Source organism: Cystobacter fuscus (assembly GCF_044360685.1).
Taxonomy (GTDB): domain Bacteria; phylum Myxococcota; class Myxococcia; order Myxococcales; family Myxococcaceae; genus Cystobacter; species Cystobacter fuscus_C.
Genome location: NZ_CP043491.1, coordinates 6,602,701 through 6,626,746 on the forward strand (window position 1 = coordinate 6,602,701; position 24,046 = coordinate 6,626,746).

General features: G+C 65.9%; 21 protein-coding genes and 1 pseudogene. 11 read left to right on the forward strand and 11 right to left on the reverse strand.

The window, feature by feature from the left end; genetic code table 11:
• Positions 1 to 91 precede the first annotated feature (91 nt).
• Genes F0U63_RS26985 through F0U63_RS26995 form a run of 3 tightly spaced genes read left to right on the forward strand, consistent with a single transcriptional unit; the run spans position 92 to position 4,473 of the window.
• Entirely contained in the window at positions 92 to 1,867 is a 1,776-nt protein-coding gene (locus tag F0U63_RS26985; RefSeq protein ID WP_395833861.1) for a hypothetical protein, read from the forward strand.
• A gap of 1 nt (position 1,868) precedes the next feature.
• A complete protein-coding gene (locus tag F0U63_RS26990; protein ID WP_395833863.1) occupies positions 1,869 to 2,873 on the forward strand; it encodes a hypothetical protein in 1,005 nt (334 codons plus the stop codon).
• Positions 2,874 to 2,880: 7 nt separating this feature from the next.
• The gene (locus tag F0U63_RS26995) at positions 2,881 to 4,473 is read left to right on the forward strand and encodes a DUF1501 domain-containing protein (protein ID WP_395833865.1); all 1,593 of its coding nucleotides are present in this window, start codon (positions 2,881 to 2,883) and stop codon (positions 4,471 to 4,473) included.
• A gap of 71 nt (positions 4,474 to 4,544) precedes the next feature.
• Here the strand turns inward: F0U63_RS26995 and F0U63_RS27000 are convergent, their stop codons facing one another.
• Together F0U63_RS27000 and F0U63_RS27005 are read right to left on the reverse strand one after the other, a co-directional pair.
• Positions 4,545 to 4,652, reverse strand: coding sequence for an RtcB family protein (locus F0U63_RS27000; protein ID WP_395833867.1), 108 nt, complete (start codon positions 4,650 to 4,652; stop codon positions 4,545 to 4,547).
• Positions 4,653 to 4,698: 46 nt separating this feature from the next.
• Positions 4,699 to 4,908 (reverse strand): annotated as a pseudogene (locus F0U63_RS27005) (transposase); the annotation flags it as partial.
• 300 nt (positions 4,909 to 5,208) lie between these two features.
• Between F0U63_RS27005 and F0U63_RS27010 the strand changes: the two are divergent.
• Positions 5,209 to 6,801 carry a non-reducing end alpha-L-arabinofuranosidase family hydrolase gene (locus F0U63_RS27010; RefSeq protein ID WP_395833869.1) on the forward strand — a complete coding sequence of 531 codons (1,593 nt, stop codon included), beginning with the start codon at positions 5,209 to 5,211 and terminating at the stop codon, positions 6,799 to 6,801.
• A 109-nt stretch (positions 6,802 to 6,910) separates the two neighbouring features.
• Here the strand turns inward: F0U63_RS27010 and F0U63_RS27015 are convergent, their stop codons facing one another.
• Complete coding sequence (locus F0U63_RS27015) at positions 6,911 to 7,096, reverse strand: transposase (protein WP_395833871.1); 186 nt, start codon at positions 7,094 to 7,096, stop codon at positions 6,911 to 6,913.
• Here F0U63_RS27015 and F0U63_RS27020 point away from each other — a divergent pair.
• The gene (locus F0U63_RS27020; RefSeq protein ID WP_395833873.1) at positions 7,050 to 7,442 is read left to right on the forward strand and encodes a transposase; all 393 of its coding nucleotides are present in this window, start codon (positions 7,050 to 7,052) and stop codon (positions 7,440 to 7,442) included. The two genes, F0U63_RS27015 and F0U63_RS27020, sit on opposite strands and share 47 nt — an antisense overlap.
• Before the next feature lie 196 nt (positions 7,443 to 7,638).
• On the opposite strand, the gene F0U63_RS27025 is transcribed toward F0U63_RS27020, so the two are convergent.
• Positions 7,639 to 8,655 carry an oxygenase MpaB family protein gene (locus F0U63_RS27025; protein WP_395833875.1) on the reverse strand — a complete coding sequence of 339 codons (1,017 nt, stop codon included), beginning with the start codon at positions 8,653 to 8,655 and terminating at the stop codon, positions 7,639 to 7,641.
• 43 nt (positions 8,656 to 8,698) lie between these two features.
• Between F0U63_RS27025 and F0U63_RS27030 the strand changes: the two genes are divergently transcribed.
• Positions 8,699 to 9,217, forward strand: coding sequence for a hypothetical protein (locus F0U63_RS27030; protein WP_395848554.1), 519 nt, complete (start codon positions 8,699 to 8,701; stop codon positions 9,215 to 9,217).
• On the opposite strand, the gene F0U63_RS27035 is transcribed toward F0U63_RS27030, so the two are convergent.
• The 3 genes from F0U63_RS27035 to F0U63_RS27045 form a co-directional block, all read right to left on the reverse strand.
• Positions 9,214 to 10,182: an NAD-dependent epimerase/dehydratase family protein gene (locus tag F0U63_RS27035; RefSeq protein WP_395833877.1), complete on the reverse strand. Its 969-nt coding sequence runs from the start codon at positions 10,180 to 10,182 to the stop codon at positions 9,214 to 9,216. The genes F0U63_RS27030 and F0U63_RS27035 overlap by 4 nt on opposite strands.
• A gap of 256 nt (positions 10,183 to 10,438) precedes the next feature.
• Positions 10,439 to 12,274 (reverse strand): AAA family ATPase, encoded by a 1,836-nt coding sequence (locus F0U63_RS27040; RefSeq protein ID WP_395833879.1) that lies wholly within the window; start codon positions 12,272 to 12,274, stop codon positions 10,439 to 10,441.
• A gap of 191 nt (positions 12,275 to 12,465) precedes the next feature.
• Positions 12,466 to 12,864, reverse strand: a complete 399-nt coding sequence (locus F0U63_RS27045; RefSeq protein ID WP_395833881.1) for a VOC family protein — start codon at positions 12,862 to 12,864, stop codon at positions 12,466 to 12,468.
• Positions 12,865 to 13,277: 413 nt separating this feature from the next.
• Here F0U63_RS27045 and F0U63_RS27050 point away from each other — a divergent pair, with 413 nt between their 5' ends.
• Entirely contained in the window at positions 13,278 to 14,183 is a 906-nt protein-coding gene (locus F0U63_RS27050) for an alpha/beta hydrolase (protein WP_395833883.1), read from the forward strand.
• Positions 14,184 to 14,404: 221 nt separating this feature from the next.
• Here the strand turns inward: F0U63_RS27050 and F0U63_RS27055 are convergent, their stop codons facing one another.
• Positions 14,405 to 15,349, reverse strand: coding sequence for a fatty acid desaturase (locus F0U63_RS27055; RefSeq protein ID WP_395833885.1), 945 nt, complete (start codon positions 15,347 to 15,349; stop codon positions 14,405 to 14,407).
• Between the two features lie 110 nt (positions 15,350 to 15,459).
• On the opposite strand from F0U63_RS27055, the gene F0U63_RS27060 reads away from it, so the two are divergent.
• Positions 15,460 to 15,807 (forward strand): hypothetical protein, encoded by a 348-nt coding sequence (locus F0U63_RS27060; RefSeq protein ID WP_395833887.1) that lies wholly within the window; start codon positions 15,460 to 15,462, stop codon positions 15,805 to 15,807.
• Positions 15,808 to 15,924: 117 nt separating this feature from the next.
• Positions 15,925 to 18,195, forward strand: coding sequence for a carboxypeptidase regulatory-like domain-containing protein (locus F0U63_RS27065; RefSeq protein ID WP_395833889.1), 2,271 nt, complete (start codon positions 15,925 to 15,927; stop codon positions 18,193 to 18,195).
• 78 nt (positions 18,196 to 18,273) lie between these two features.
• Here the strand turns inward: F0U63_RS27065 and F0U63_RS27070 are convergent, their stop codons facing one another.
• The gene (locus F0U63_RS27070; protein WP_395833891.1) at positions 18,274 to 18,489 is read right to left on the reverse strand and encodes a hypothetical protein; all 216 of its coding nucleotides are present in this window, start codon (positions 18,487 to 18,489) and stop codon (positions 18,274 to 18,276) included.
• 468 nt (positions 18,490 to 18,957) lie between these two features.
• Complete coding sequence (locus F0U63_RS27075; RefSeq protein ID WP_395833893.1) at positions 18,958 to 20,703, reverse strand: PPC domain-containing protein; 1,746 nt, start codon at positions 20,701 to 20,703, stop codon at positions 18,958 to 18,960.
• Between the two features lie 184 nt (positions 20,704 to 20,887).
• On the opposite strand from F0U63_RS27075, the gene F0U63_RS27080 reads away from it, so the two are divergent.
• A complete protein-coding gene (locus F0U63_RS27080; RefSeq protein WP_395833895.1) occupies positions 20,888 to 21,802 on the forward strand; it encodes a helix-turn-helix domain-containing protein in 915 nt (304 codons plus the stop codon).
• Between the two features lie 126 nt (positions 21,803 to 21,928).
• Positions 21,929 to 22,600, forward strand: coding sequence for a hydrolase (locus F0U63_RS27085; protein ID WP_395833897.1), 672 nt, complete (start codon positions 21,929 to 21,931; stop codon positions 22,598 to 22,600).
• A 66-nt stretch (positions 22,601 to 22,666) separates the two neighbouring features.
• Here F0U63_RS27085 and F0U63_RS27090 read toward each other — a convergent pair whose 3' ends face one another.
• The gene (locus tag F0U63_RS27090) at positions 22,667 to 23,965 is read right to left on the reverse strand and encodes a carboxypeptidase-like regulatory domain-containing protein (protein WP_395833899.1); all 1,299 of its coding nucleotides are present in this window, start codon (positions 23,963 to 23,965) and stop codon (positions 22,667 to 22,669) included.
• Positions 23,966 to 24,046: the final 81 nt, after the last annotated feature.

Consider the following 24,046-nt stretch of genomic DNA (forward strand, 5'->3'; position numbering starts at 1 on the left):
TTACTCAACTTCTTCCATCTCCAACCGAAAGCTCCCCCCTCCATGGCTGGCAGCCGCGCGATGCGCGCACTCCCTGCTGTGGGTCCTTCCCGTGCTGTTCTGGCTGGGATGCTCCACCGGCAGCACTACGGCCCCCCATGACAATCCCGGTGGCGAGGACGCCGGCTGCGTCGAGCCCCCGTCCGAGGGCGGCTCCGACGCGGGTGTGCCGGCCGACGTGCTCTCCCCCAGCCGCCAGTTGCGGCGCGCCGCGCTGGCGCTGAGGGGAACGCCTCCGACGGACGAGGAGTACGCCGCGCAGGAGGCCGCCGGGGACGAGGCCGCGCAGCGCGCCTACGTCTCGGCCTTCGTGGACCAGACGCTCCAGCAGCCCGCGTTCTACCGGACGCTGTTCGAGACGGCGCGCGACTGGTTCAACATCCCGCCCGTGGGGCCGTCGGCGGATCCGCCGGAGTATGGCTTGCAGCAGCAGCGCTCCATTGTCCGGTGCGCGGACGGCACCCCGAAGGCCGGGGCCTGGAAGTACTTCCGCGGCGACGAGAAGGCCTGTCAGGGCCAGAAGCCGGATGGAACCCCCGCGCAGGAGCGCTCCCTCGAGCCCTGGTGGGCGCCGGGCACGACGGCGGTGCTGGTCGGTTACGCGGCGAGCGTGGCGGCCACGGGGCAGACCTACGACGCGAGCGGCTTCCCGGTGACGGTGACCTGCGCCACCGCGGGCCCGGTCGCGAACTGTGGCTGCGGGCCCGCTGCCGTGCGCTGCCACGCCGACACGGGAAGCTATCCGGGCTGGGAGGATTACGGGCTCCACAACCCGCAGGGGCAGCGGCGGCTCGTCGCCGAGGAACCCGCCCGGCTGTTCGCGCACCTCGGCTGGCACGACCGGCCGATGACGGACCTCCTCCTCGGCAGCTACTCCGTGGGGCCCACGCGCCTGCAGGCCGCCTACGTGATGCAGGGGCTCGCCGGCGAGTTGACGTACCTGCTCGACGACGACTCCTGGTGGAGGCCGTCACGCTTCGCCAACGCGCCGGTCGACCCCGAGCACTCCCAGGGCGATCCGACCGCCTGGCGCGAGTACTCCGTCCCGGCCCGCAACCCCTTCTTCCTGGAGGAACGAGACTACCGGTACGACCCGCGCACGCAGTCCACGGCCATGAAGGGCATCCCCGCCGCGGGCATGCTCACCAGCCTCGGCTTCCTCAGCGCCTTCACCCGCGAGCGCGTGCGCGGCGCGCGGGCGCTGGAGATGCTGGCGTGCGAGGAGCTCTCCCCGCCGCAGGGACAGGAGTTCAACGAGTACCGGAGGGACCCGGGGACGGAGGGGCCCTGCCAGCACTGCCACCGCCGGGTGGATCCGGCGGCCATCCACTTCAAGCGCTACGCGAAGATAGGGCACGGGTTCGAGGGCCATGGCGCGACCTACCCGATGCCGGGCGTGGGCAAGGTGTGGCACTGGCCCGCGCGGTGGCGCACCAGCGAGTACCCCTATCACACCGATCCGTTCATCCATTGGAACCGCTGGTACATGCCCGACACGCTCCTGACGCCCGTCACGCAGGCCCAGGCCGAGGCGAACCCGGAGGCCGTCTTCATCGACTTCCTCCCGCCGGAGCAGAACCTGCTAGGCCAGGTGAGTGACGGGACGGTGGGGCCGCTGGGCTTCGCCAAGCTCATCGTCGCCTCGGGCTCGTTCGACCGGTGTGTCGTGCGCCACCTGCACGCGCAGGTGATGGGGCGGGACATCGACCCGGCGAAGGAGGCGGGCTACATGGAGGACCAGGTGGCGCGCTTCATCGAGGGAGGACGCAAGGTCCGGCCCTTCGTCAAATCACTCACCCAGTCGAGCTTGTTCCAGAGGGGGCTCTGACATGAACCGCTTCGCATTCCTCCTCGTCCTCCCCCTGGTGCTCCTGTCCGGCTGCGAGGGCACCGCGATCGCGCCCCAGTCCCAGCCCCCGTCCACCACCTGCGGCACGCCCGCCACCACCGAAACCATGCGCGTCATGGAGGGCCTCAAGCCGCACTGCGAGGGGTGTCACGCGCAGGGCACGCGCGGCTACTTCGCCTCGGTGGCGGCCTTCCAGAGCCTGCTCGTCTCGGACTCCCGGCTGGTGAAGGCGGGCAGCCCCGATGACAGCGAGCTGGTGAGGCTCCTGGAGGGCCGGGGCACCGGCGCCTTCAAGCAGATGCCCATCGGCCAGAAATCCTACGCGCAGCTCGTCTCGGAAGGCACCGCGACGCTCCCCGTGCAGGCGGTGCGCGCATGGATTCAGGGGCTCGGCGCGCAGCAGCGCGATTCCCGGCCGAACCCCGACGCCCCGCGCATCACCCGCATGAGCGCCGACCAGGTTCAGCGCGCGCTCTACCAGCAGCTCGGGCTGGGGTACGACGACTTCTTCGTCAATGCCAAGGAGTTCGGCTTCGACATGGCGGAGTCCCGGGGCGAGGACCACCTCCCGCTCCAGTCGCCGGACGCCATCCCCTCACCCCGGCAGTACATCTCCGGCGAGCGCTACCACGGGCTGGGCGGAGGCTCGGTGATGAACCAGGTCTCCGCGGACCGGACCCCCGCGCCCACCTTCGCCCTGACGCTGACGCAGGTCTCCCAGCGCTGGTGCCGGCGGGCTCTCTCCAAGCCGGACAACACGGCGCTGTTCCCGAAGGGCGCGACGCGCACGGCGAACCCGGCCGACGTCAAGGCCACGCTGAAGCGCTGGTCCCTCCACTTCCTGGGGGAGCGCTTCACCGACGCGCAGGTGGACGAGCTGTACACGGACGTCTTCGTGCCGCTCGCGACTCCGACCGACACCGAGCCCGCCTACGTGGGGGTCTGCTCGTACTTCGTCCGCCACCCGCACTGGATCTTCTACTGAGGCCCCCATGAAACTCTCTCGTCGCAATCTCTTTCAAGCGGCCTTCGGGGCCGCGCAGGTCGGGCTGCTGGCGCGGTATGGACTACCGACGGCGATGGCGCAGTCGGCGTCGGGCCGGCCCACGAAGATGCTGGCCATCTGGCTGGTGGGCGGACTCCATTGGGAGTCCTTCTTCGCGCCAATGACCCGCGCGGGCATCCAGAAGTTCATTCCTCCCGCGCAGGGAGGCAACTACGCCTACGGGTACAACCCCGAGCAGGTGGCGCACCTGGACCGCTCTCCGGTGGACCTGATGGCGCCCGGGCCCGTGCGCAAGCTGCGCGTGCCCGTCTACTGGAACTGGGCCAACCCGGCGGACAGGAGCGGGAACAATCCCGTCGTCGGCAATGCCCAGGTCTACCGGCCGGAGGGATACGTGTGGGCCAACCCGGCCTACAAGCTCTATGAGAAGGCGGTGCTGTTGGTGGGGGCGGACCAGGGGACGGCCGCGCACGCCAGCGGCCTCATCGCGAGCATGTCCGGTGTCGCCGGCTCCACCTTCCGGGCCCCGGCGGTGCAGGCCGTCGTCGCCAACGCCATGGCGTCACGCTTCCCGGACCGGGCCCTGCCCAATGTCGCCCTGGGTGGGCCACTGCCGATGGCGCTCGGGCTGCCCGCGCTGGCGAACCCGACGCTGCTCTCCTCCAGCGCGACGGTGGAGCCCACGCTCTCCGACCGGCGTGACGGCACGTGGAACGGCCTGCGAGCGCGCAAGGATGAGCCGAATCTCGCCTTCGATGGCACGCCGATGTCCGGCACGGTGCCCGCGACGGCGGTGGACTCGGCCCTGCTCAAGGCAGTGCGGCGCGAGCGCGGCACCTCCACCGCTGGCACGGATGCGTACCTGGAGCAGCTCTACGACACGTACAAGGGCGCCAGCCGCACGATTCGCCGGGACATGCTGTCGGTGCTCGAGAAGACGCCCGCCTGGGAAAAGCTCAAGGCCGACCCCGCCTATCCCGAGGACTGGATGGCCTGCACCGGCTATGCGGATGCCTGCGGCATGATGCAGTCGATGGGGGACTATGCGTTCGCGCTCCAGTTGCTGAAGTCCGACCTGGTGTCGACCGTCACCCTGCGGGGGACGAGCATCGAAGGCTTCACCTTCGACTCCCACTTCGTCAACGGGCAGATCGTGCATGCCCAGTACCTGCGCATCGCGTTCGAGATGGTGGGGCGCATGTGCCTGGAGATGAGCCTGACTCCGAGCCGCTCGGACCCGTCCCGCTCGCTGCTGGATGAGACGCTCGTCTACGTCTACAGCGACTTCGGGCGGACGTTCCCCAAGGTGGGCAGCGACCACCACCCCGCGACGTGTGCGCTGCTGGTGGGGGGCGGCATCCAGGGGAACCAGATGATCGGCGGCTACGACGAGAGGATGGAGGGCTCGCCCATGGGCATTCCGGTGAGGCTCGTCGAGGAGTCCGGGGACATCGTCACGCGGACGCCGAACTCGCAGGACATCGCGGCGACGGTGCTCCGCGCCTACGGGTTGCTGCCCGGGAAGGACTTCTTCATCCCGGGGGGCTACGGCGTCTTCGAGGGCGTCGTGAGGACCTGAGCGGAGCAGTGACGCGGGCGTCCGCATGACGCCCGCGTCCGCCGCACGGGCGGTGTCGCCGATGGCCCCGCTCAGCCCTCGAGCACCGCCAGAGGCACCAGCCGCGCCACCTTCCGGGCGATGCCCGCCGTCTCCACCGCGTCCACCACCCGGTCCACGTCCTTGTAGGAAGACGCCATGAAACCTCGTGAGGTTCGCCCGCGGTGGAGGCACCAGGGAGGCCACGCGCCGTAAGAGTTCCAGCCCGGTGAAGAAGAGGTGCGTGGTGCCGTCCGGCAGTGGGCGCTTCATCCGGTAAGCGATGCGGCCGTCCTCCGCTCGGGACAACCGCTCCAGCGCCAGCGCGCCACGCGCCCCGTAACGGCACAGCCGCTCCAGGCCCTGCCTGTCGTTGGCATGCAGGTGCGTATTGGCGTGCAGGGAGAAGCCCTCCAGCTACGCCCAATAGGGCTCCTGTCCTTCCTATGCGCAAGCCCTCCAGGGTATGCACCTCGTCCACGGTCGTTACGTGTACCCACTTCGTCTTCTCGTGCGGCAGTGGTTTGCGATCAGGGCTACGCGCGTCCCCATTCCACGTCGAAGCCGAGGATGGTTACATGAACGCCATAATGCATTAATGCATTTCCAGAGTAATCATGACTTACAACCTTGACAGAAAGCCCTCATAGAGCCACACTGGCGTGAATCGGGCGCTGATGTTCGCCCCGAGCGCCCCTACCCCACCGGAGGATCCCCATGAGTCGAAGGAACGTGGCAATCGGTTCCGCAAAAATGTTAGCGCTCACATTTCCAGGTATCGGCGAGCCAGCGTCCCATCAAGAGCGGCGCTCGAGGTCATCCCTCCTTACGACGCTGGGGCTGTCCCTCCTTCTTCTGTTCACGTTCCGGCCGGCTCCGGCCGTTGCACTGACGCGGGACTCGCTCGGGGAAGTACCGGTTGATGATGCCCCCGCCATTGCGGCGAGTGGGAATCTTCTGACGAACGCCGGCATGGAAAGCGGCACGACCGGTTGGTCTGCCATGGGCGCTGGAACGCCGGCATCGAACACGAGTGTCGTCCATGGCGGCACGCGGTCGCTGTCGTACACGGGCCGCACGGCTTCGTGGAACGGACCGAGCCAGAATGTGACATCCCTGCTGGCCAATGGTGCCAGTTTCACGACGAGCGTATGGATGCGAACGCAGAGCGGAGCCCCCACCGGCAAGGTCGCTCTGGCTTTGACCGCCAACGGGACGACGAACTACATCACCCTGGCGCAGGGCGCGGTGAACGCATCCGCTTGGACGCAGCTGACCGGCACCACAACCGTGTCCTGGACCGGGACGTTGTCATCCGCGACGCTCTATGTGGAGACGCTTGCCGACACCGACAGCTTCTTCATCGACGACGCTTCGTTCGTCAACAATTCGTCGGGCGGGACGTGCGCCCTTCCTTCGACGTACCGTTGGACTTCGACGGGACCTCTCGCGAGTCCGAAATCGGGCTGGGTCTCGCTCAAGGACTTCACCAACGTCGTCTACAACGGCAAGCATCTCGTCTACGCGACGACGCACGACACGGGAACGTCGTGGGGTTCGATGAACTTCGGCCTCTTCACCAACTGGTCTGACATGGCCACCGCCCCCCAGAACGGGATGTCCTCTTCCGCCGTCGCCCCCTCGCTCTTCTACTTCGCCCCGAAGAACATCTGGGTACTGGCCTACCAGTGGGGCGCAACCGCTTTCATCTACCGGACGTCGACCGACCCCAGCAACGCGAATGGGTGGTCGTCCCCGCGCGAGCTGTTCTCCGGAACGATCTCCGGTTCCAGCACCGGGCCCATCGACCTGACGCTGATCGGCGACGACACGAACATGTACCTGTTCTTCGCCGGGGACAATGGGAAGATCTACCGAGCCAGTATGCCGATCGGCAACTTCCCGGCCAGCTTCGGTACGGCGTCGACAATCGTCTTGAGCGACACTACGAACAACCTGTTCGAGGCCGTTCAGGTCTACAAGGTGCAGGGCCAGAACCAGTACCTCATGATCGTCGAGGCAATCGGCGCCAACGGCAGATACTTCCGCTCGTTCACGGCAACCAGTCTTGCCGGATCGTGGACGCCGCAGGCCGCAAACGAGAGCAACCCCTTCGCGGGCAAGGCCAACAGCGGCGCCACCTGGACCAATGACATCAGCCACGGCGATCTGGTCCGCAGCAACCCCGACCAGACCATGACCGTCGACGCGTGCAATCTGCAATTGCTGTATCAGGGACGCAATCCCAACTCTGGTGGTGACTACGGTCGTCTGCCATACCTTCCGGGTCTGCTGACGCTACAGCGCTAGGAGCTTGTCGGCGAATCGGCCAGGAGCACGTCCGAGCGTAGCAGGCACCAGGAGGTGCCTGTCTCCGCGGCTCGACGGGCGCGGGGCCCCACCCGTCAGGCGGGCTGCGCTACCAGCACGGGCAACTCCCTGCCCTTCGCCACAGCTTCTTGAGGTTGTGCACTGCGCACGCCAGGGAGAATTCTCCGCTTACCTTGTGCAGACCCCGCAGAGAGAAGCGCGGCAGCGTCCCATTCTTCACCTGCCCGATGACGGGCTCGGCCGTCACCTTGCGTCGGGCGGAGGACGGCCGCATCGCCTCCCGAATGAAGCGCCCGCTGCCGGACGGCACCACGCACCTGCTCTTCACCGGGCTGGAATTTTTACGGCGTGTGGCGTCCCTGGTGCCTCCGCCTCGGGCAAACCTCACGAGGTTTCACGGCGTCTTCGCTCCAGGCGCACACCTGCGGCCATTTCTGGTCCCCCAAGCAGGTGAGGAGGAGGCGAGCGTGGCGTTCGAGGCAGCGGCCAGGAAGGAGCCGCAGAAGGAGAGGACGCCGCGAGTGGACTTTCGCGGAACTCCTGAGGAAGACGTTCGACTTCGTCGTTTTTCCGCAAACGACAAAGCCGGCCGGAGAGGGGGACCGCGTGCTCGATGGTGACATGCTCTCCCGTCACCACGACGCGCTCGATGAGCAGGCGCACGAGCCGCTGCCTGCCCTCGGAGTCGAGCGCGTCGTGCCCCTCACGCACGGCCGTGGCAAAGGCCTCCAGTTGCGCTTGTTGACTCGAGGCGAGTTCGCTCGCGTGTCGAGGCCTCTTCTCCCTCCCGGCGCTCCTGCCAGGAGGCCTCCAATCTCAATCCTTGTCCGCAGGGGCCTTCGGCGCGACCGGCCGGATGCTGAACGGCACGTCGACGTAGGAGTCGATGGTGTTCAGCACCCGGGCCATGACCGTCGGCCGCTCTCCTCGAGCCAGGGCCACCCGCATCTGGGCCTGATGCCAGGCCGTGACGGAGCGAAGCTCGGGCGGGGTGAGGTTGATTCCCCGGCGCATCGAGCCCTTCAGCAGCTTCCACGCGAGCTGTTCCTTCCGACCCCACGCCAGCCCGTACGCCTCGCGCCAGCGCTCCGGCAGGAGTCCAGCGGTGAGCACCTCATCGACCTGTCCCCGCGTGAACGGCGAATTGAAGAGCAGGCCCGCCAGCTCGAGCGCCGTGTCTCCCACGCGCAGCCGCTCCCCCGCCAGCTCTCCGTCATACCACGCATAGAAGTCCTCGAGCGTGGGTGGCAGCTGCTCCGGCAGGATCCCGAAGTACGCCGCGGCACGCAGCGTCTCCTGATAATAGCGGCGCTTCTCCTCGATGCTGAGCGGCCGCACGAAGGTGTCGAAGATCAGCATGGCGGTATCGATGAGGGTGGCGTGCACCCAGCGCAGCAAGGAAGGATCGTTCGCGCGATAGGGTCCGGCGCCATCCGCGAGTGAGCCGTGGACGCGGCTGTGCAGGCTGTGGATCCGCTTCGCGGCGCCCGTCGCCTCGCGGAGGCCACCAAACTTGAGCTGGTACATGGCCGTATAGGTGCGTCGCGCACGGCCGAGCAGGTCATTGCGGAAGTTGCTGTTCTGGGAGACGCCGTCGGCCACTGCCGGATGGGCGATCTGCAGCAGGATGGCGCGCAGTCCACCGAGGAGGATCACCGGCTCGCGATAGATCATCCAGGTCACGCTGTCGGGGCCGTAGACCCCCTCGGTCTCGCCTGCCGCGTGTTCCCGCATGTAGTCGAGACACTTGCGGAAACGCTCGCGGTCCTGATTGACCTGCTGCTCCATTTCCGGCGGTGGTGGCCACCGCCTCGGGTTCCCCTGCGTATTCACGAAATGACCTCCCTCACGAGTGTCATCCTCCTGTGGCACATAGGTGGCCAACCCGCAAGCCGTGCCCTACTCGGCCATGGGCAACTGGAACCCGGCGTATGGGGAGCCAGGAAGGGTGTCAGACGAGCAGTCCCATGACAGCCAGGTGGAGCTCTATCTGGCCACGCACGAGACGAGCGGGGCCACGGCCCTGGTGCGCAAGCACTCCGCCGAGGAGGTCGCGGCACCGCGCAAGGACTGGCGGGTGCTCTTCGGCTCCTGGGCCTCGCGGGGCTACTCCGCCATGCGGTACCCACGAGCCGAGGCGCTGGTAGGCCGGTTGCGCTACGTCCTGGCCCATGGGGTGAAGGAGAGCCTGGTGGAGAGGAGTACCGAGTGGCCGGGCCTCACGTGCCTGCCACAGTTGCTGGGCCCGGCTCGGCGACTGTTCCAGTGGTTCAGCTGGACGGTGAGGGCCCAGCACCCGCATACCCGGCCCGAGTTCCTCAAGCGCACCCTCTCCGGAACGACGAACTTCATCTGCGTTCTCTCGCTGCCAGCACGCGTGCGGCCGGCAGGTTAGTTCTTGGCGGGAACTATCGCCTCGTAGGCGAGGCGGTATTCTTCGATCGCCTCGGCGAAGGTCGCTCGCCGTTCCCTCCAGCCGATGACGGCGCGGATTTTGTCCGAGCCAACCCACTGCCAGAAATTGGCGAGGCCGTGCACGGAGTTGAGATTCAAACCCGAACCGTCTTCCGGCGCGGCAAACTCCAGCGTGAGCCCATAAGCGCGCGCCAGCGCCTGTCCGATCTGCTGCGCCGTCTCATATCGCGCGTTTGAGATGTTGAAGGCTTGGCCCACAACCTCACTGCGGTTCGGATGCTCAGCGAGCATCACATAGGCCTCGGCGCAGTCATCGACGTGGCAGGAGTGCATCACGGCGTTTGGATCGGCCATGAGCCTGAGGACACCATCACTCTTTGCTGCCAGATCGAACAGCGAACCGTAGAGACTGGATGACAATCCATAGACGATCGTCGGGCGTAGGACGATCGCGTCATAGTGCGTCTGAGCCTTGTCGAGCAGCGTCGCGCCGAGCGTGCACCGCGCAATCAGCACCTCAGGAGGATTGAGCGGGCTGTTTTCCGTGTGGGGGGCAAGCGCTGCATCGCCGTGCTTTTCGGCCATCATGCCGTAATCCTTGCAACCACTGGAGAACATGACCAGCGGACGGACTCCGGCGTCCTCGCTCCGGCGCACGATCGTGTTCATCATCGTGCGAACCTTCGCCAGATGGCCGACCGCATTCTTGGGGTCTTCGGTATTCGACACGATCACGTCGAACACCGCGCCCTCGGTCTGCTCCAGGAAGGACAGCTCTTCCGGCGTACCGATGACCGGGTGGATCTCGTGACGAGCCAGATCGTTGGCCGCCTCCGCGCGCCGGACCAGGCCGTAGACCTTCCACCCGGCGCGGCTGAACGCCTTGGCGACCGCGTTTCCGATGTAGCCGTTTGCGCCAGTCACGAGGACTGTCTTTCGGGTCATGCGCCGTTTTCCTTTGTGAGTGACTTCTCCACTCCTCAATGTAGTCTACTGATTGACGAATGGGGTTCTCCACTCTGGCGCCCCATGTTCCCCAAGAGGTTCGACGGGCGATCTGAAAGTCATACGGATATTTCCGCCGGAGGGATCAAAGGCTTTGAAACGAGAGACCCGAACCAGAACGAGACTCGGCGTGGACGGTTGAACCCACCCTCTTCAAATGCTTCCGCGGACTTGCGAGTTGGCGCGCACGGGGCGGTCAGCGATCGTCTCGCAGGAGGCGGAGGATCCAATGGACGACGCCATCCCGTACATCCTGGGGCATGGTTTCGATGACGAGCCCTCGCACCAGACCGCTGGTGAAGGAGGTGCCTTTCAGCAACCGTGCCCGTTCCAGTTCCTTCCAGGGCGTGGCGAGTTGCTCGAGCGACAGGTCGAGGATGCGGGAGGCATGTCTGGACCGGAAGGCAGTGCCGGCGACGGCGATGATACGGGCGAGTCGCAAGGCATCTGGAGAGAGCCGTTTGAAGAGCTGCTCGAGAATGAGCACCAACCGGAGCGGCGGCGGAAGATAGATCAGGGCGAGCTTCGAGACATGCGTGGTCTCCACGAGCGACTTGACCGTCTCGACAATGAAGAGCGGATTGCCGCCCGTGTAGCTCGCCATCTCCTCCGCGAGTGACTCCAGGCCCGGGACCGCCATGCTGGCCAGGAGGGGGCCCACCGCTCCCGGGGGGAGTGACTCCAGCACGAGCCTCCGGGCGAGACCCGTCTCCACATAACGATTGAGCAGGCTCTCGAACGTGCCCGGCAGTTCGAAGCTCCGGAAGCAGGTGATGATGCGTGGTCTCCTGGGAGAAGCCTTCTGCTCCAGCAGATCCTGTGCGCGCAAATACAACTCGAAGCTGGCCGGATCGCAATGGTGCGCATCATCGAGGACCAGTGCTTCCATTTCATGGCCAAGCAGCGAGAGCAGTTGCGCGAAGGATTCAGAGAGACGCAGCTTCTCCTCGGGAGTGGTGGGAGGACCACGCCCGTCGAGGCCTCGCATCGGGCTGATCCGGGAGAGATCCTGCAGAACCCTTCGCTCCAGGCCGTGGGCGGAGGTGACCTCCAGGAGCAGTTGGATCATCCGCGCGCAAGTGGCATAGGGAAACGAGGGATCCGACGGTCTGGCCGGAACCAGGAGCCAGGAGCCCTGGGCATTGCAGAACTCACTGACCAGCCGTGTCTTTCCGATGCCAGCTTCTCCACAGACATAGACTGGCCGGTTGGCAGCCCAGGCCTCTTCCATGAAGGCCCATTCCCGCTCGCGGCCAATGAGTTCCGGCGGAGAGAGAATGGAAAGAGGCAGCGCGCTCATCTCTGTCCTGGGAGGTGCTCGCACCGGATTGGGTTGCTGCTCGATCTTCCGGGCGAGCTCCTCGGTGGGTGGTGATGGCCTGGCACCCAATTCCTTGAGCAGATCCTGGCAAGCGCGATAGGCCATCAAGGCGGCGGAGCGGTCTCCTTGATGCAGGTGCAACCGCATGACGATCCGCCACCCTTCCTCGGAGGCGGGATCCAGGTTGAGCAGGCGCCGAGCCGCATCCATGGCGGTATCGAACCGTCCCTCCTTTTCCAGTTGGAGCGCCTGCTCCTCGGCGGCACGGATCCTCAGTTGATGGAAGTAGATGCGCTGCTTGCTCAACCACTCATCCAACTCGGTGCAATCATCGAAGGTGAAGCCGGCGAGCAGTTCTCCATGGAACTTCGAGAGCCGTGCATAGTCCCTGGCCAGGATGACCTCGCGGAGCAGGACGGCGTCGACGCTCAGCCCGTCGCACAACCACACGGGGTCGTCGCCTTCGATACCGTGCCCTCCCAACTTCCCCTTCAGCCGGTGCAGGAGCTGGCGCAGGTTGCCACGGGCCTTCTCCTCGGAACTCTCAGGCCAGAGCAGACCCGCGAGCCGGCGCCGCTCGGTCGCACCTTCCAGGGCGAGGTAGGTCACCAGCGCCGCCGTCTTGCGCTCCAGATGCCTGGGGGGATGCTCTGAGGAAATCACTCGCGCTCGTCCCAGCAACTCGACCTGGATGGCGGCCTGACTCGTCATCGTCCCCTCCCTCACGAAGAGTACGGATTCTTTGCACTCAAGGAAGAGGATCGCAAGGTGCTTCTGACCCAGATGGGACAAGGAGACAGAGGAGGTTGTCACGCTGGGTCACGCCCCAGCCCACCCCCTCCCCATCCGCCGCCCGCGTCTCCATCGCACTCATAGACACACGCTACCGTCAGCCGGCCTGGTCAAGCCTGCGGCGCCGTCCAGACCAGGTTCCAGAGGTGGCCGTCGAGGTCTTCGAAGCCCTGGTCATACATGAAGCCGTGGTCCTCCGGCGGATGCGGGATGCGGGCGCCGGCGGCGGTGGCCTTGGCGATCAGGCTGTCGACTTCCTCCCGGCTCTCACAGCTCAGGCAGATGATGACCTCGTTGGCCTCCTTCGCCTGCACGACGGGCTTGTTGATGAAGCTCTTGAAAAAGGCTTCGGTCATCAGCATGGCATTGATACTGCCGTCCACGATGACCATGAACGCCGAGCTCTCGTTGGAAAAGTGCGGATTGAAGCTGAATCCGAGAGCGGAAAAGAAGGCCTTGGATTTGTCCAGGTTCCTGACCGGCAGGTTGAAGATGATCTGCTTGTTCATGAAGTCTCCACGTTGGAAGGTGAGCTGGTCCCGAGTGGAGGCGGATCCACTCTTGGCGGGTTCGATTCCCGCCGCTCCCACTAGAAGTTACCCGCCGCTGTGAGCCGAGCCTACTCCCAAAGAGGATGCGCGGCTCGCCTTGGGGGACCAAATCGATCGGGCTCGGGCCGTTCTCATCGAACTCGTCGAACAGCGCATCCAGCAGCGCTGTGTCCCTTCCCCCACCGGTGACCTCACCTTACCTCCGTTGACAGGTTCACCACTGTAGAGTACGTCGGGATTCTCCGCGTGGGGATGCAGGCAGACATGGCCGCCTGGCAACGAGACCCGCTTCAAGACGCATAGGTGTTCGCCGATCCAGATATGGCCGCCCTCGTTGTGAAGGCAGGCCGCACTGTGAAGAAGGAAGCTCGATGAGCAAGATATTGCACGGCTGCTTGCCGGACACGGAGTACTTTGAGATCACAGCACGGTCGGGGCACCGTTACGGCGTCTGGGTGACCACCCCCCCCGGTTATGCGGACTCCACAGATCCCCTGCCGCTGATCTACGTGGTAGACGGCAACTGGACCGTTGGCCTCACCGCACCCCTCATCGTCACCCAGGCAGACCCATATTTGACGATCGCCCCGTACATTCAAGTCAGCATCGGTTACGCCGGTGAGGAGGCCGCGGCCTGGGCACAGCTTCGCAACCGCGATCTGGTGCCGCCGGGGGAGCCTGTCAGCGACGAGATGGTGGCCACAGTCACGTCGGCTCGCGACACGGGTGCGATGACTCAGGAGCAGGCGGACGCCTACCTCGCGAATCTAGCGGACACTCACGCGGACATCTTCCTCGACTTCCTGACTGCCGAGCTCCACCCTCAGTTGCAATCGCGGTTGCGTGTCAGCGAGTCCGGGCATGGCCTCTTCGGCTACTCCTACGGAGGTCTTTTCGCCCTCTATGCATGGCTGCGGGCGGCAGCCCCGTTCGCGACCTTTGGTGCGGGCACCCCCGGAGTCGCGAGTGCGGACAGCCAGGTGTTCAAGCTAGTCGAGGCCCTGCCTGAGCGCAGTGTGGACTCAGCGGCTCCGAAGTTGCACGTCACGCTGAATGAGTCTGAACTTCTAGGGGGTATTCCGATCTATCGAACAATGGCGCGCAACGTGCTCTCGGTCGTGGAAGAGCTGCACGGCAAGGGACGATCGCAGGATGTTTCGAGCGCGTTGTTACACGAGACACACGTCACCGGGCTGCAGGCATCGTTCCTGAGCTATTTGAAGACATGCCATACACGCCAGGTGTACTCGGTCAGCAGGTTGGTGACAGTCGGCTGATGGGTGGCTGGCCGCCGCATGCGGTGTGGGGTCGAGCGTAGTTGTAGTGGTCGAGCCAGGGACCAGAGCCTTCACAGTTCCAGCCGCGCGTCCTTGAGGAGTACCCACCGCACCCGGTGCGGAAAGGACAGCGTCCACTGTCGATAAGGCACGTGCGGCAGCACCCGCTCCACCAGGTGCGCCGCCGTCACCTGCGCCCGCTTCGCGTTATAGGAGGGGCGCTAGTCTCGCCGCCGCTCCACGCGCCGCTTGATGCGGCTGTAACCGCCCAGGCTGGGGCTCATGACGAAGTTCCAAAGCGTCGCCGTCCACGATTGGTGCGACAGGAGGCCGTCGTAGAATTCCGGCGCCATCGCTCGTAGCTTCGGCAGGCGCGAGCCAGGAACGTAGGGGAAGTCGTGGTGCTCGTTGTGGTAGCCGACATTGAACGCGAGCACGTTGAGCGGCCCGTAGTACGAGTAGGTCTCCTGCCCTTCGCGGAAGACGTAGTGCTCCGAGATGTAGTGTCCGGCAATCGGATGGAGCCCCATGACGATCAGTGAGCTGATTGGCAGATAGGCAAGCGCTTTGCCGCCCCAGAAATGGAACACGGCCACGTTGAACGCGACCTGCACGAGCAGGTTCGCGATCTCGGAAGCTCCCGGCTTCTTTGGATCCACGAACAGCGGGCGGAGCGCGTAGGCAAAGCCTTGGCAAGAGAGCCAGAGCAGTTTGCTTGCGCGATTGCGCAGCAAGCGCGCCTCGAACTCCGTCGGTAGATCCGTGTCGAGCCGCTCGTCACCCTGATGGGTGTGATGGCGCAGGTGGTAGTAGCGAAACGTTTCCGAGACCGGCACACCCACGGGCAGATTGATGAAGACGCCGAACACGCGATTGTGCCAGGGCTTGCGAAACGCGAGATTGTGAGAGAGCTCGTGAATGGCCAGGAGTAGCGCCTGGTTGATCACTCCGCCCACCGCATAGGCGACCAGAACAATCAGCCACCAGGGCGCGTCACGCAGCAGGAAGGCGAGCGAGAGCTGCAGCCCGACGAGCAGCGTGCAGACGTACTTCGTGCGCGAGCACGGGCCGTAGAGTTCCTTGATCTCGGGATGAGTGCGAAGCATCTCGCGCCGCCGCGCGGCGTGCGGTTCGTCAGCGCTGGACCAGATGAAGCCATTGGACATGGCGCCAACGCTACCTCAGCACCAAGGGGGATGGGCACATATACCGCGCTGTGCACTCGGGTGCGCTACCGCCGCCCCCCCTTGCGGGTACAAGGTCGCTGGGGGCCGTGGTGGATCTGATGGGCCCAGGCAAGTCCGTCGTCGTGGCCCACCGCTACCAGGCCTTCGTGTGCGCGTGGTTCCAGCCGAAGAAGGCCCCTCCGACCGTGGGGTGGCTGCCGGCGGTGAGTTTCGAGGTGAAGAGGTCCGCGACGCCGACGGGGCTCAATGCCTGGAAGAGCTCATGGCGGTACTTCGACAACGTGCTCGACATCGCGCCGAAGAAGGGCGCACTCGCGGTGAAGGGCGTGGCGATTTGGAACGGAGGCGGCGGCAACGTGCACGACGGCGGCGTCGAAGCGTCAGCGGCGCCACAGGAAGGGTGTCGGACACTTCGTACGGCTCCTGCCGGAAAGTGAGGCTGCTGGGTGGAGGTGCCAACCAGACCCATCAAGCGTGTCTGTCAGACTGTTCCGGTATTGATGGGCTGCTTTCTGCCTCCTGTCCTTTCCCGTCAGGAAGATGGAGTCCCCGCCTTGAAACATCATTTCCCCTCGCTGACACATCGAAGCCCGAACGCCTCCGCTTCTCCCCTCCAGCTCTTGCTCATCGCCCTGGCCCTGCTGGTGCTGCCAGGTTCCGCCTGGGCGGAGCAGGTGGTCATCAGTGGGCAGGTGCGCTTCGCGGATGGCACCGTGGTGAGCTCCGCCTCCATCTACGCCCGGCCCACCTCCAGCGATAACTCCCTGTCCGCCAGCGCGGATGCGGCCGGGAACTACTCGATGTACCTGCCTCCGGGCACCTATGACCTCCTCGTGCAGTACTCCGTGCCCGGCTACTCCGGCACTCAGCTGGTAGCGCAGGCGCGCTCCATCACCACCAGCACCCAGCTGAACCTGACCGTGAAGGACATCCTGCTCAGCGGCCGCATCCTCAACAGCAGCGGCCAGCCGGTGGCGGGCGTCATGCTGTCCGGCTACGGCTACTTCACGGAAGGCACCAGCTACCTGACCCCCACCTCGGGCTCTGATGGCCGCTTCCAGATCCGCATCCTCCCGGGCGCCTACGCCTCCATGCGGCTCAGTCCTCCCTCGGGCACTCCCTATGCCGTCACCCCCCTGCCCGATCAGACGTTCTCCGCCTCGGTCTCCCGGGACTATGTGCTGGCCAACGCCGCCATCGTGAGCGGACAGGTGAAGTTCGCCGATGGCACCGTGGTGAGCTCCGCCTCCATCTACGCCCGGCTCACCTCCAGCAGTGAATCCCTGTACGTCGGCGTGGATTCGGCCGGGAACTACTCGGTGCCTCTGGCCCCGGGCACCTATGACTTCGTCGTGCAGTACTCCGTGCCCGGCTACTCCGGCACTCAGCTGGTAGCGCAGGCGCGCTCCATCACCACCAGCACCCAGCTGAACCTGACCGTGAAGGACATCCTGTTCAGCGGCCGCATCCTCAACAGCAGCGGCCAGCCGGTGGCGGGCGTTCAGCTGTCCGGCTACGGCTACTTCACGGAAGGCACCAGTTACCTGGTCCCCACCTCGGGCTCTGATGGCCGCTTCCAGATCCGCATCCTCCCGGGCGCCTACGCCTCCATGCGGCTCAATCCTCCCTCGGGCACTTCCTATGCCGTCACCAACCTGCCCAATGAGACGTTCTCCGCCTCGGTCTCCCGGGACTATGTGCTGGCCAACGCCGCCATCGTGAGCGGACAGGTGAAGTTCGCCGATGGCACCGTGGTGAGCTCCGCCTCCATCTACGCCCGGCCCACCTCCAGCGGTGAATCCCTGTACGTCGGCGTGGATTCGGCCGGGAACTACTCGGTGCCTCTGGCCCCGGGCACCTATGACTTCGTCGTGCAGTACTCCGTGCCCGGCTACTCCGGCACTCAGCTGGTAGCGCAGGCGCGCTCCATCACCACCAGCACCCAGCTGAACCTGACCGTGAAGGACATCCTGCTCAGCGGCCGCATCCTCAACAGCAGCGGCCAGCCGGTGGCGGGCGTTCAGCTGTCCGGCTACGGCTACTTCACGGAAGGCACCAGCTACCTGGTCCCCACCTCGGGCTCTGATGGCCGCTTCCAGATCCGCATCCTCCCGGGCACCTACGCCTCCATGCGGCTCAGTCCTTCCTCGGCCGCCGGCTACCTGCAGACCTGGCTCCCGGACGAGACGTTCTCTGGCTCCACGAGCAGGCAGTACGTCATCGATGATCTCAACGAGTGCCTCGTCAACAACGGCGGCTGCAGCGCGAACGCCTCCTGCACGAACTTCCCCGGTTCGCGCACGTGCACCTGCAACGCGGGCTACACGGGGGATGGGCTCACCTGCCAGGCGGCGTCCGGACGCATCCTCGTCAATGAGATCCTCGCCAACGAGCCCGGCTCGAGCACCGCGGGCGAGTTCGTCGAGCTGGTCAACGTGGGCGGCTCCTCCATCGACATCAGCGGCTGGACGATCTCCGACGAGACCGCTGTGCGCCATACCTTCGCCGCGGGCACCGTGCTCGCTCCGGGCACGGCCCGGGTGGTATTCGGTGGGGCCTCGGGCATCCCGTCGGGAGTGACCAACGCGGTGGCGTCCTCCACCGGGACGCTCAACCTGGCAAACACCACCGACACGGTCACCGTGAAGAACGCCGCGGGCGCCACCATCGACACGTTCACCTATCCCAGCTCGCTGGCCGGAGCAGATGGGGTGTCCATGAACCGCAGCCCGGATGCCAGCGCGGGGGTAGGGTTCGTGCTGCACAACTCGCTCTCGACGCTCACGTCCTCGCCCGGTAAGCGCGCCAACGGCTCGGCCTTCTGAGCCGAGGGGCGCAGGGGCGCTCGAAGTCAGGGGCGCCCCTGCGCTGGGGCAGCTTCTCGGTCGACGGCATCGAGGGGACTAGCGAGGGTCGTTGGCGCGGGCTTGCTGGCTGGCACGGCGCAAGGCCTCGATGAACTCTTCGACTCTCGAAACCCGAATCGATCCCAGCCCTGATGGCTGGCCTTCGGCGTCTACGAACGCCCACTCCACTGACGGCTCGCCAAAACAACACACGAAGCCAACATGAAGTTTCCCACCCGCGATGTCATCAAGTTCCACTGTGGAATGAAACATGGAGCTTTCCTATTCCGAGGTTTCCGAGAGTCTGAGTAAATCCCCCCAACCCATTGACTGTCAATCCCGAGCAGGCCCCGGTAAAACCATTAGCTTCGAGACGACTCCGATCACCTGGCCAACCCGTCGATTGCATCTCTGAACGCGTGGGGGACGGGGGCGGTAGCCCCCAGTAGGCGCGGGCACGGCTCCGGCGCTCCGGCTGAAGACCTCGGGGAGCCGGAGTTGAATCATACACGGCAACGTGGACAAGCTCATGGACGCTATCCTCAGCGGAAAGCTTGAATTCAAGCAGAGCTCCAATTGAACCATCGCGTTGATGGGCTGCCGGAATTCGGCCTGTTCGCACTGCGTGGGCGCCGACGAAGACATACCGGAATCCCGAGCAAGTGAGCCTCATGGGTTTGGGCGGCGTGGCCGCGTCCGTGTTGAAACCGGAGCGGCCCGTGGTCTCCGTTGTCCGCGGGACTACTGCACCTTGACCGTGTACGCCCCCGTCGTGCTGCCCGACACGCGGACGTAGTGCGCGCCTCCCGCCGCGTTGCTGGTGAAGGCACGCGGGCTGGCGCCGGTGGAGAGGACCGTCGTCTTGTCCGTGGCATACACGGTGAGCGTGGTGGAGCTACCCGTCGTGGTCACCGAGTAGGCGGTGCTGGCCGCCAGGCTCACCTCGAAGAAGTCCACGTCTCCGGAGAGCTCGAGATTGCCCGAGGTCGCCGTGCCTGGCGTGAGCACCGTGGCCCCCGAGAACGTGTCCGCGTGGTCATCCACGCCCAGATCCTGCAACTGGTACGAATAGCTCGTGTACGAGACGTTCCAGCCGCTGGCGGCCACGACCCGGTAGGAGAACGTCCCGCCGGTGGTGGGCCTCCAGCGCACCCGCGTCGTGGACGTGGACGTGGTGTTCGCCACAATCACCTTCCCCTCGGAGTCCAGCAGGTACAGGTCGCAGTCGATGGACGCGGTCGAGCAGCTGAATTCGTAGAGGCGGCCCGCCGTGGCGGTGAACGAGAACCAATCCTCGTCCCTGGACACCTCGAACTGTGCCGGCACCCAGCTCGCGCTCGGGGTGATGGGCGTGGCGGTGGCCTGCGTGTCCCCATGGTCATCCACGCCCAGATCCTGCAGCCGGTACGTGTAGCTCGTGTACGAGACGTTCCAGCCCGAGTTGGCCACGACCCGGTAGGAGAACGTCCCGCCCGTGGTGAACTTCCTGCGCACCCGGGTGACGGTCGTGGACGTGGTGTCCGCCGCCACCACGTTCCCATGGGCATCCAGCAGGTACACGTCGCAGTCGATGGACGCGGTCGAGCAGGTGAAGTCGTAGAGGCGGCCCGCCGTGGCGGTGAACGAGAACCAGTCCTCGTCCCTGGACACCTCGAACTGCGCCGGCACCCCGCTCGTGCCCGGGGTGATGGGCGTGGCGGTGGCCAGCGTGTCCCCATGGTCATCCACGCCCAGGTCCTGCAGCCGGTACGTGTAGGCACCCACCGTCGAGCCTCCCGGCTCGATCCGGAAGAAGTAGGTGCCAGGCGTGTTCAACTCCACGCGGACCCGCGCGTACGTGGTGTTTGTGGTGTCCGAGGCCACCACCGTGCCGAGTGCGTTCAGCAGCACCAGGTCACAGTCGAATGCCGACGTGTTACACGCGAGCTCGTAGACATGGCCCGCGGCGGCCTCGAACGAGAACACGTCCACGTCCGTGGTCGCGTGGAGGATCGCGCCAACGGACGTGCTCGAGGGCGTCACCGGGGTGGCCGCGGACGGCGTGTCGCCGTGGTCATCCGGAACCGACAGCACACACGCCTCGCCCTGGGGCACGTAGCCGCTCACGCACGCGCAGACCGGCTGCCCCTCCACCACGGAGCAATTCGTCTTGTACGGTGCGGTGCAGGGATTGGGCTCGCAGGCATCGAGCGAGACACACTGCCCGCTTCCGTCCTCCACCTTGCCCGGATCGCACGCGCAGACGGCCTGGCCCTGCACGTTGGAGCACTGGCCCCGGCCCGCGTGCATGCACGGGTTGGGCGCGCACGGATCGAACGGGGGCGTGCCGTCGCGCAGGCACGTCAGGCCCTCGGCGTGGTGGCCTGGATCGCAGGCACAGACGGGACGGTCATCGGAGACCTCGCAGCGTCCGGGACCACAGGCGACGCCCTCGCATGGCGTCTGGACGGGCTCGTTGTTGTCTCCGGAGCAACTGATGAGACCCACGACAAAAGCCCACGCACATAGCGCGAGCGACACACTCTTGAATCGGAAGGATTGGCGCATTTGGACGCGCCCAGACTGCCGCCCCTCCACGGTTATTCAATGAAGACCCGGCTCCGCCCCCGCTCGAGGGAGCTGACGCTGCTGGCCGAGGCCGACGGGCGGTTGTCGTGTATCGTCAGCCACCATGTTGTTGGAACCCTCCCGTGCGGTGACGCCCCCCGACTCGCCGAAGATCCGTTCGGCGCATGGCATCAAGACCGTCAGGAGCAAGAGCCGGACCTGGAACGGCGTCACCGTGTACGCGCTGGACATCGAGGTGCTGCCGGGCCGGGCGTGGATCGATCTCACGTCCGAGCAGGGCAGCCTGTCGATCATCCTGGAAACAGGCGGGGGGCACGTCGAGACACGTCAGACGCTCGACCTGCCCAATCCGGCCCATCACCAGACCCTCCGCCCCATCAGCCTCATCCCCAAGGGCATGACGCTCTGGGGACATGCGGAAGACAGCCGCCGCGTACGCGAAGCCCGGCTCGACTTCAACTTCGCTCCCCTCGAATCGGTGCTGGGCGAGGAACTCGATCGGCGGAAGTTCGAGACGCCCCTGCTGACGTTCCGAGATGACCGCATCTGGCGGCTCGGAGAACTCCTGGCGGCCCAATGCGAGACACCCGACTCGCTCAGCCAGCTCTACGGCGACAGCCTGACGACCGCCTTGTTCATCGATCTGCTGCGAATGGGCAGGCGGCCCCCCAACGAGCGCAAGCAGGGGGGACTCGCCCCCTGGCAGCTCCGGAAGGCGAAAGACTATCTCCAGGCCCATCTGTCGGACGGCGTGAGGCTTCGGGATCTGGCCCAGCTCACGGGCCTGTCCCAATCGCAGTTCGGCCGGGCCTTCAAGGTCTCCACCGGCATGACGCCCTTCCGCTGGCAGACCCAGGCGCGAATCGCCCGGGCGCGGGAGCTGCTGCTCGACGGCCGCCTGTCGCTCGCGGAGATCTCGCTCGCCACGGGCTTCTCCGAGCAGAGTCACTTCACGCGCGTCTTCCAGCGGGTGGTGGGCACCTCCCCCGGCGCCTGGCGGCGCGCACGGAGGTGGTAACCGGGCTCGTGCGGGTGACGCCGATTTCCGTCAAACGGCGCCGAAACGGGTCAATCCCGTGCCGCCCCTCCCTCGATACGGTGGTGCCCGTCTCTCCCAACCACCTCGAGACACAGGAGCACGAACATGGGCGCTTCACCCAACAACAAGGTCGGACTCAACGCGCTGCTGACGCCGGACAACTGCGTGCTGATCCTCATCGATCACCAGCCGTTCCAGGTCAGTGGCGTGCAGAACATCGATCCCGCGTTGATGATCAACAACGTGGTCGCGCTGGCGAAGTCCGCCAAGGCCTTCAACGTCCCCACCCTGCTGACCACCGTGATCGAGGAGCGCGGGGGCTATCTGATCAAGCAGTTGCAGGACGTCTTCCCCGAGCAGAAGCCCATCAACCGCACCACCATCAACACCTGGGAGGATCCGCGCGTCGTCGAGTGGGTGAAGAAGACCGGCCGCAAGAAGATCGTGATGGCGGCGCTCTGGACGGAGATCTGCCTGGCATTCCCCGTCATCCACGCCCTGGGTGACGGCTACGAGGTCTACATCGTGACGGACGCCTCGGGCGGCGTCAGCGTGGAGGCCCACACCGTGGCCATCCAGCGAATGGTCCAGGCGGGCGCGGTGCCCCTCACCTCGGGGGCCTTCATGGGCGAGCTCCAGCGGGATTGGGCGCGCGAGGCGACCGTCCCGAAGGTCGCGCAGATCATGCTCGAGCACATGGGCGCGGTGGGAACCAACTTCGCGTGGGAACTCCAGTTGCTGAGCACCCACAACAAGACGCTCCCTCCTGGCGTGTGATCATCCCCGCGGGGGCCACGGCGTGCGCCCGCTTCGCGCACGCCGCCGGGTGCCACGCGAGCCGCCTTACGGGTGCGTCTCGATGTAGATGTGCGAACTGCACGTGTGGTTGCCGTCGACCACGTCTTGGAAGTCGATCGGGTTGCCGGCCGAGTCCTTCGGATAACCCGGAGCGGAGGCGGGCGCGCCCGAGTTGTACGAGATGACACTCCCCGAGACCGTCGACCCTGGAGTCGCGGTCAGGGTCAGGTTGGTGGCGCAATAGGGGGGAGCACCCGTCGGGAACCCCACCTGCAACGTCAGGGAGGCATTCGACAGGAGGTTGTATTGTGCGATGTACGTCGCGCTGGAGCGCACGGTCGCGATGCTCGGCCACGTCGTGCCGCCCGAGGACATCTGAGAGAGGTTCAGGGTCAGCCCGGGCTCGGGGGTCGTGCCCAGCGGGTTGTAGCAAGACAGGGGGATGTTGACGAACTCGATGATGGAGCAGGACGGGTTGACCTTCTCGATGTCGGTGTTCCAGGAGCCCAGGCCATCCAGGGGATCGATGGTGCCGCCCTGGCGTGCGCCCGTGATCCGGAACGTCGTGGCCGTGGTGGAGAACTGGGGGCTCGCGCTCTGTTCGATCCACAGACCCGTGGACGGGTTGAACCGCCACATCACGGTCCGGCAGCTCCCCTTGAGCACGCAGGCCGGCATGGTGCCGCCGAGGACGGCGGGCACGGGCAGGAGCACGTTCATCGAGGCCCCGGCGGCCAGCACGAGCGTGTTGCCCCGGCCATCCACGGCCGACAGCGTCACCGCGCCCACGGTCTCGAGCGCCACCGTCTTGCCGAGCGCGTTGCGCGCGGTGAAGTCACCGGGCATGGAGTCCGGGCCGTGCGGCACGATGGAGAACAGCACGCCGCCCTCGGGCAGACCGCCCGCCGCGGTGCGCAGGGTGTTGGCGACCACCTCCACGCGGATGCCCGAGGCCGGGTCTTGGATGACGGTGTTGGCCGTGGGGCTGATCTGCTGCGTGTAGGCCTTGCGGAGCACGTACTCCTGACTGAGCTGGCCCGACATCTGGAGCTTGTTCACCGGGCCGTACCCCTCCTTGCGGATGTCGAGCACGTAACCCGTGGGCGACTCCGTCACCGAGAGGGAGTACGCCCCCGTGCTGTTGGTGTAGCGGATGATGCCATTCACCGTCACGCGGGCATTGACGATGGGCTGGTTGTTGGCATCCAGGACCCTGCCCGAGAAGACCGCCGACAGCGCGGCGGGGCGGGCCTGGAGTTCCTCGGCGGAAGAAGGGGCGGTGCCCTCGCCACAGGCGAGGCCGAACAGGACTGGGAAGAGCAGAAGCGCAGAGCGTCTCATCATCGGGTTCTCCGGGGGGTGGACGCGGCGGGAGTTGCACGGCGCGTACCAGCACGAGCGGAGCCGTCCTCGCGGCATTCTCGG

Bases quoted from the DNA above. Each gene is read 5' to 3' on its own strand.
- F0U63_RS27050 (WP_395833883.1), top strand. From the start codon at position 13,278: ATGAGCAAGATATTGCACGGCTGCTTGCCGGACACGGAGTACTTTGAG.
- F0U63_RS27045 (WP_395833881.1), bottom strand. From the start codon at position 12,864: ATGAACAAGCAGATCATCTTCAACCTGCCGGTCAGGAACCTGGACAAA.
- F0U63_RS27090 (WP_395833899.1), bottom strand. From the start codon at position 23,965: ATGATGAGACGCTCTGCGCTTCTGCTCTTCCCAGTCCTGTTCGGCCTC.
- F0U63_RS27040 (WP_395833879.1), bottom strand. From the start codon at position 12,274: ATGACGAGTCAGGCCGCCATCCAGGTCGAGTTGCTGGGACGAGCGCGA.
- F0U63_RS27000 (WP_395833867.1), bottom strand. From the start codon at position 4,652: ATGGCGTCTTCCTACAAGGACGTGGACCGGGTGGTGGACGCGGTGGAG.
- F0U63_RS27020 (WP_395833873.1), top strand. From the start codon at position 7,050: ATGACGGGCTCGGCCGTCACCTTGCGTCGGGCGGAGGACGGCCGCATC.
- F0U63_RS26990 (WP_395833863.1), top strand. From the start codon at position 1,869: ATGAACCGCTTCGCATTCCTCCTCGTCCTCCCCCTGGTGCTCCTGTCC.
- F0U63_RS27010 (WP_395833869.1), top strand. From the start codon at position 5,209: ATGAGTCGAAGGAACGTGGCAATCGGTTCCGCAAAAATGTTAGCGCTC.
- F0U63_RS27085 (WP_395833897.1), top strand. From the start codon at position 21,929: ATGGGCGCTTCACCCAACAACAAGGTCGGACTCAACGCGCTGCTGACG.
- F0U63_RS27035 (WP_395833877.1), bottom strand. From the start codon at position 10,182: ATGACCCGAAAGACAGTCCTCGTGACTGGCGCAAACGGCTACATCGGA.
- F0U63_RS27070 (WP_395833891.1), bottom strand. From the start codon at position 18,489: ATGTTTCATTCCACAGTGGAACTTGATGACATCGCGGGTGGGAAACTT.
- F0U63_RS27055 (WP_395833885.1), bottom strand. From the start codon at position 15,349: ATGTCCAATGGCTTCATCTGGTCCAGCGCTGACGAACCGCACGCCGCG.
- F0U63_RS26995 (WP_395833865.1), top strand. From the start codon at position 2,881: ATGAAACTCTCTCGTCGCAATCTCTTTCAAGCGGCCTTCGGGGCCGCG.
- F0U63_RS27080 (WP_395833895.1), top strand. From the start codon at position 20,888: ATGTTGTTGGAACCCTCCCGTGCGGTGACGCCCCCCGACTCGCCGAAG.
- F0U63_RS27015 (WP_395833871.1), bottom strand. From the start codon at position 7,096: ATGCGGCCGTCCTCCGCCCGACGCAAGGTGACGGCCGAGCCCGTCATC.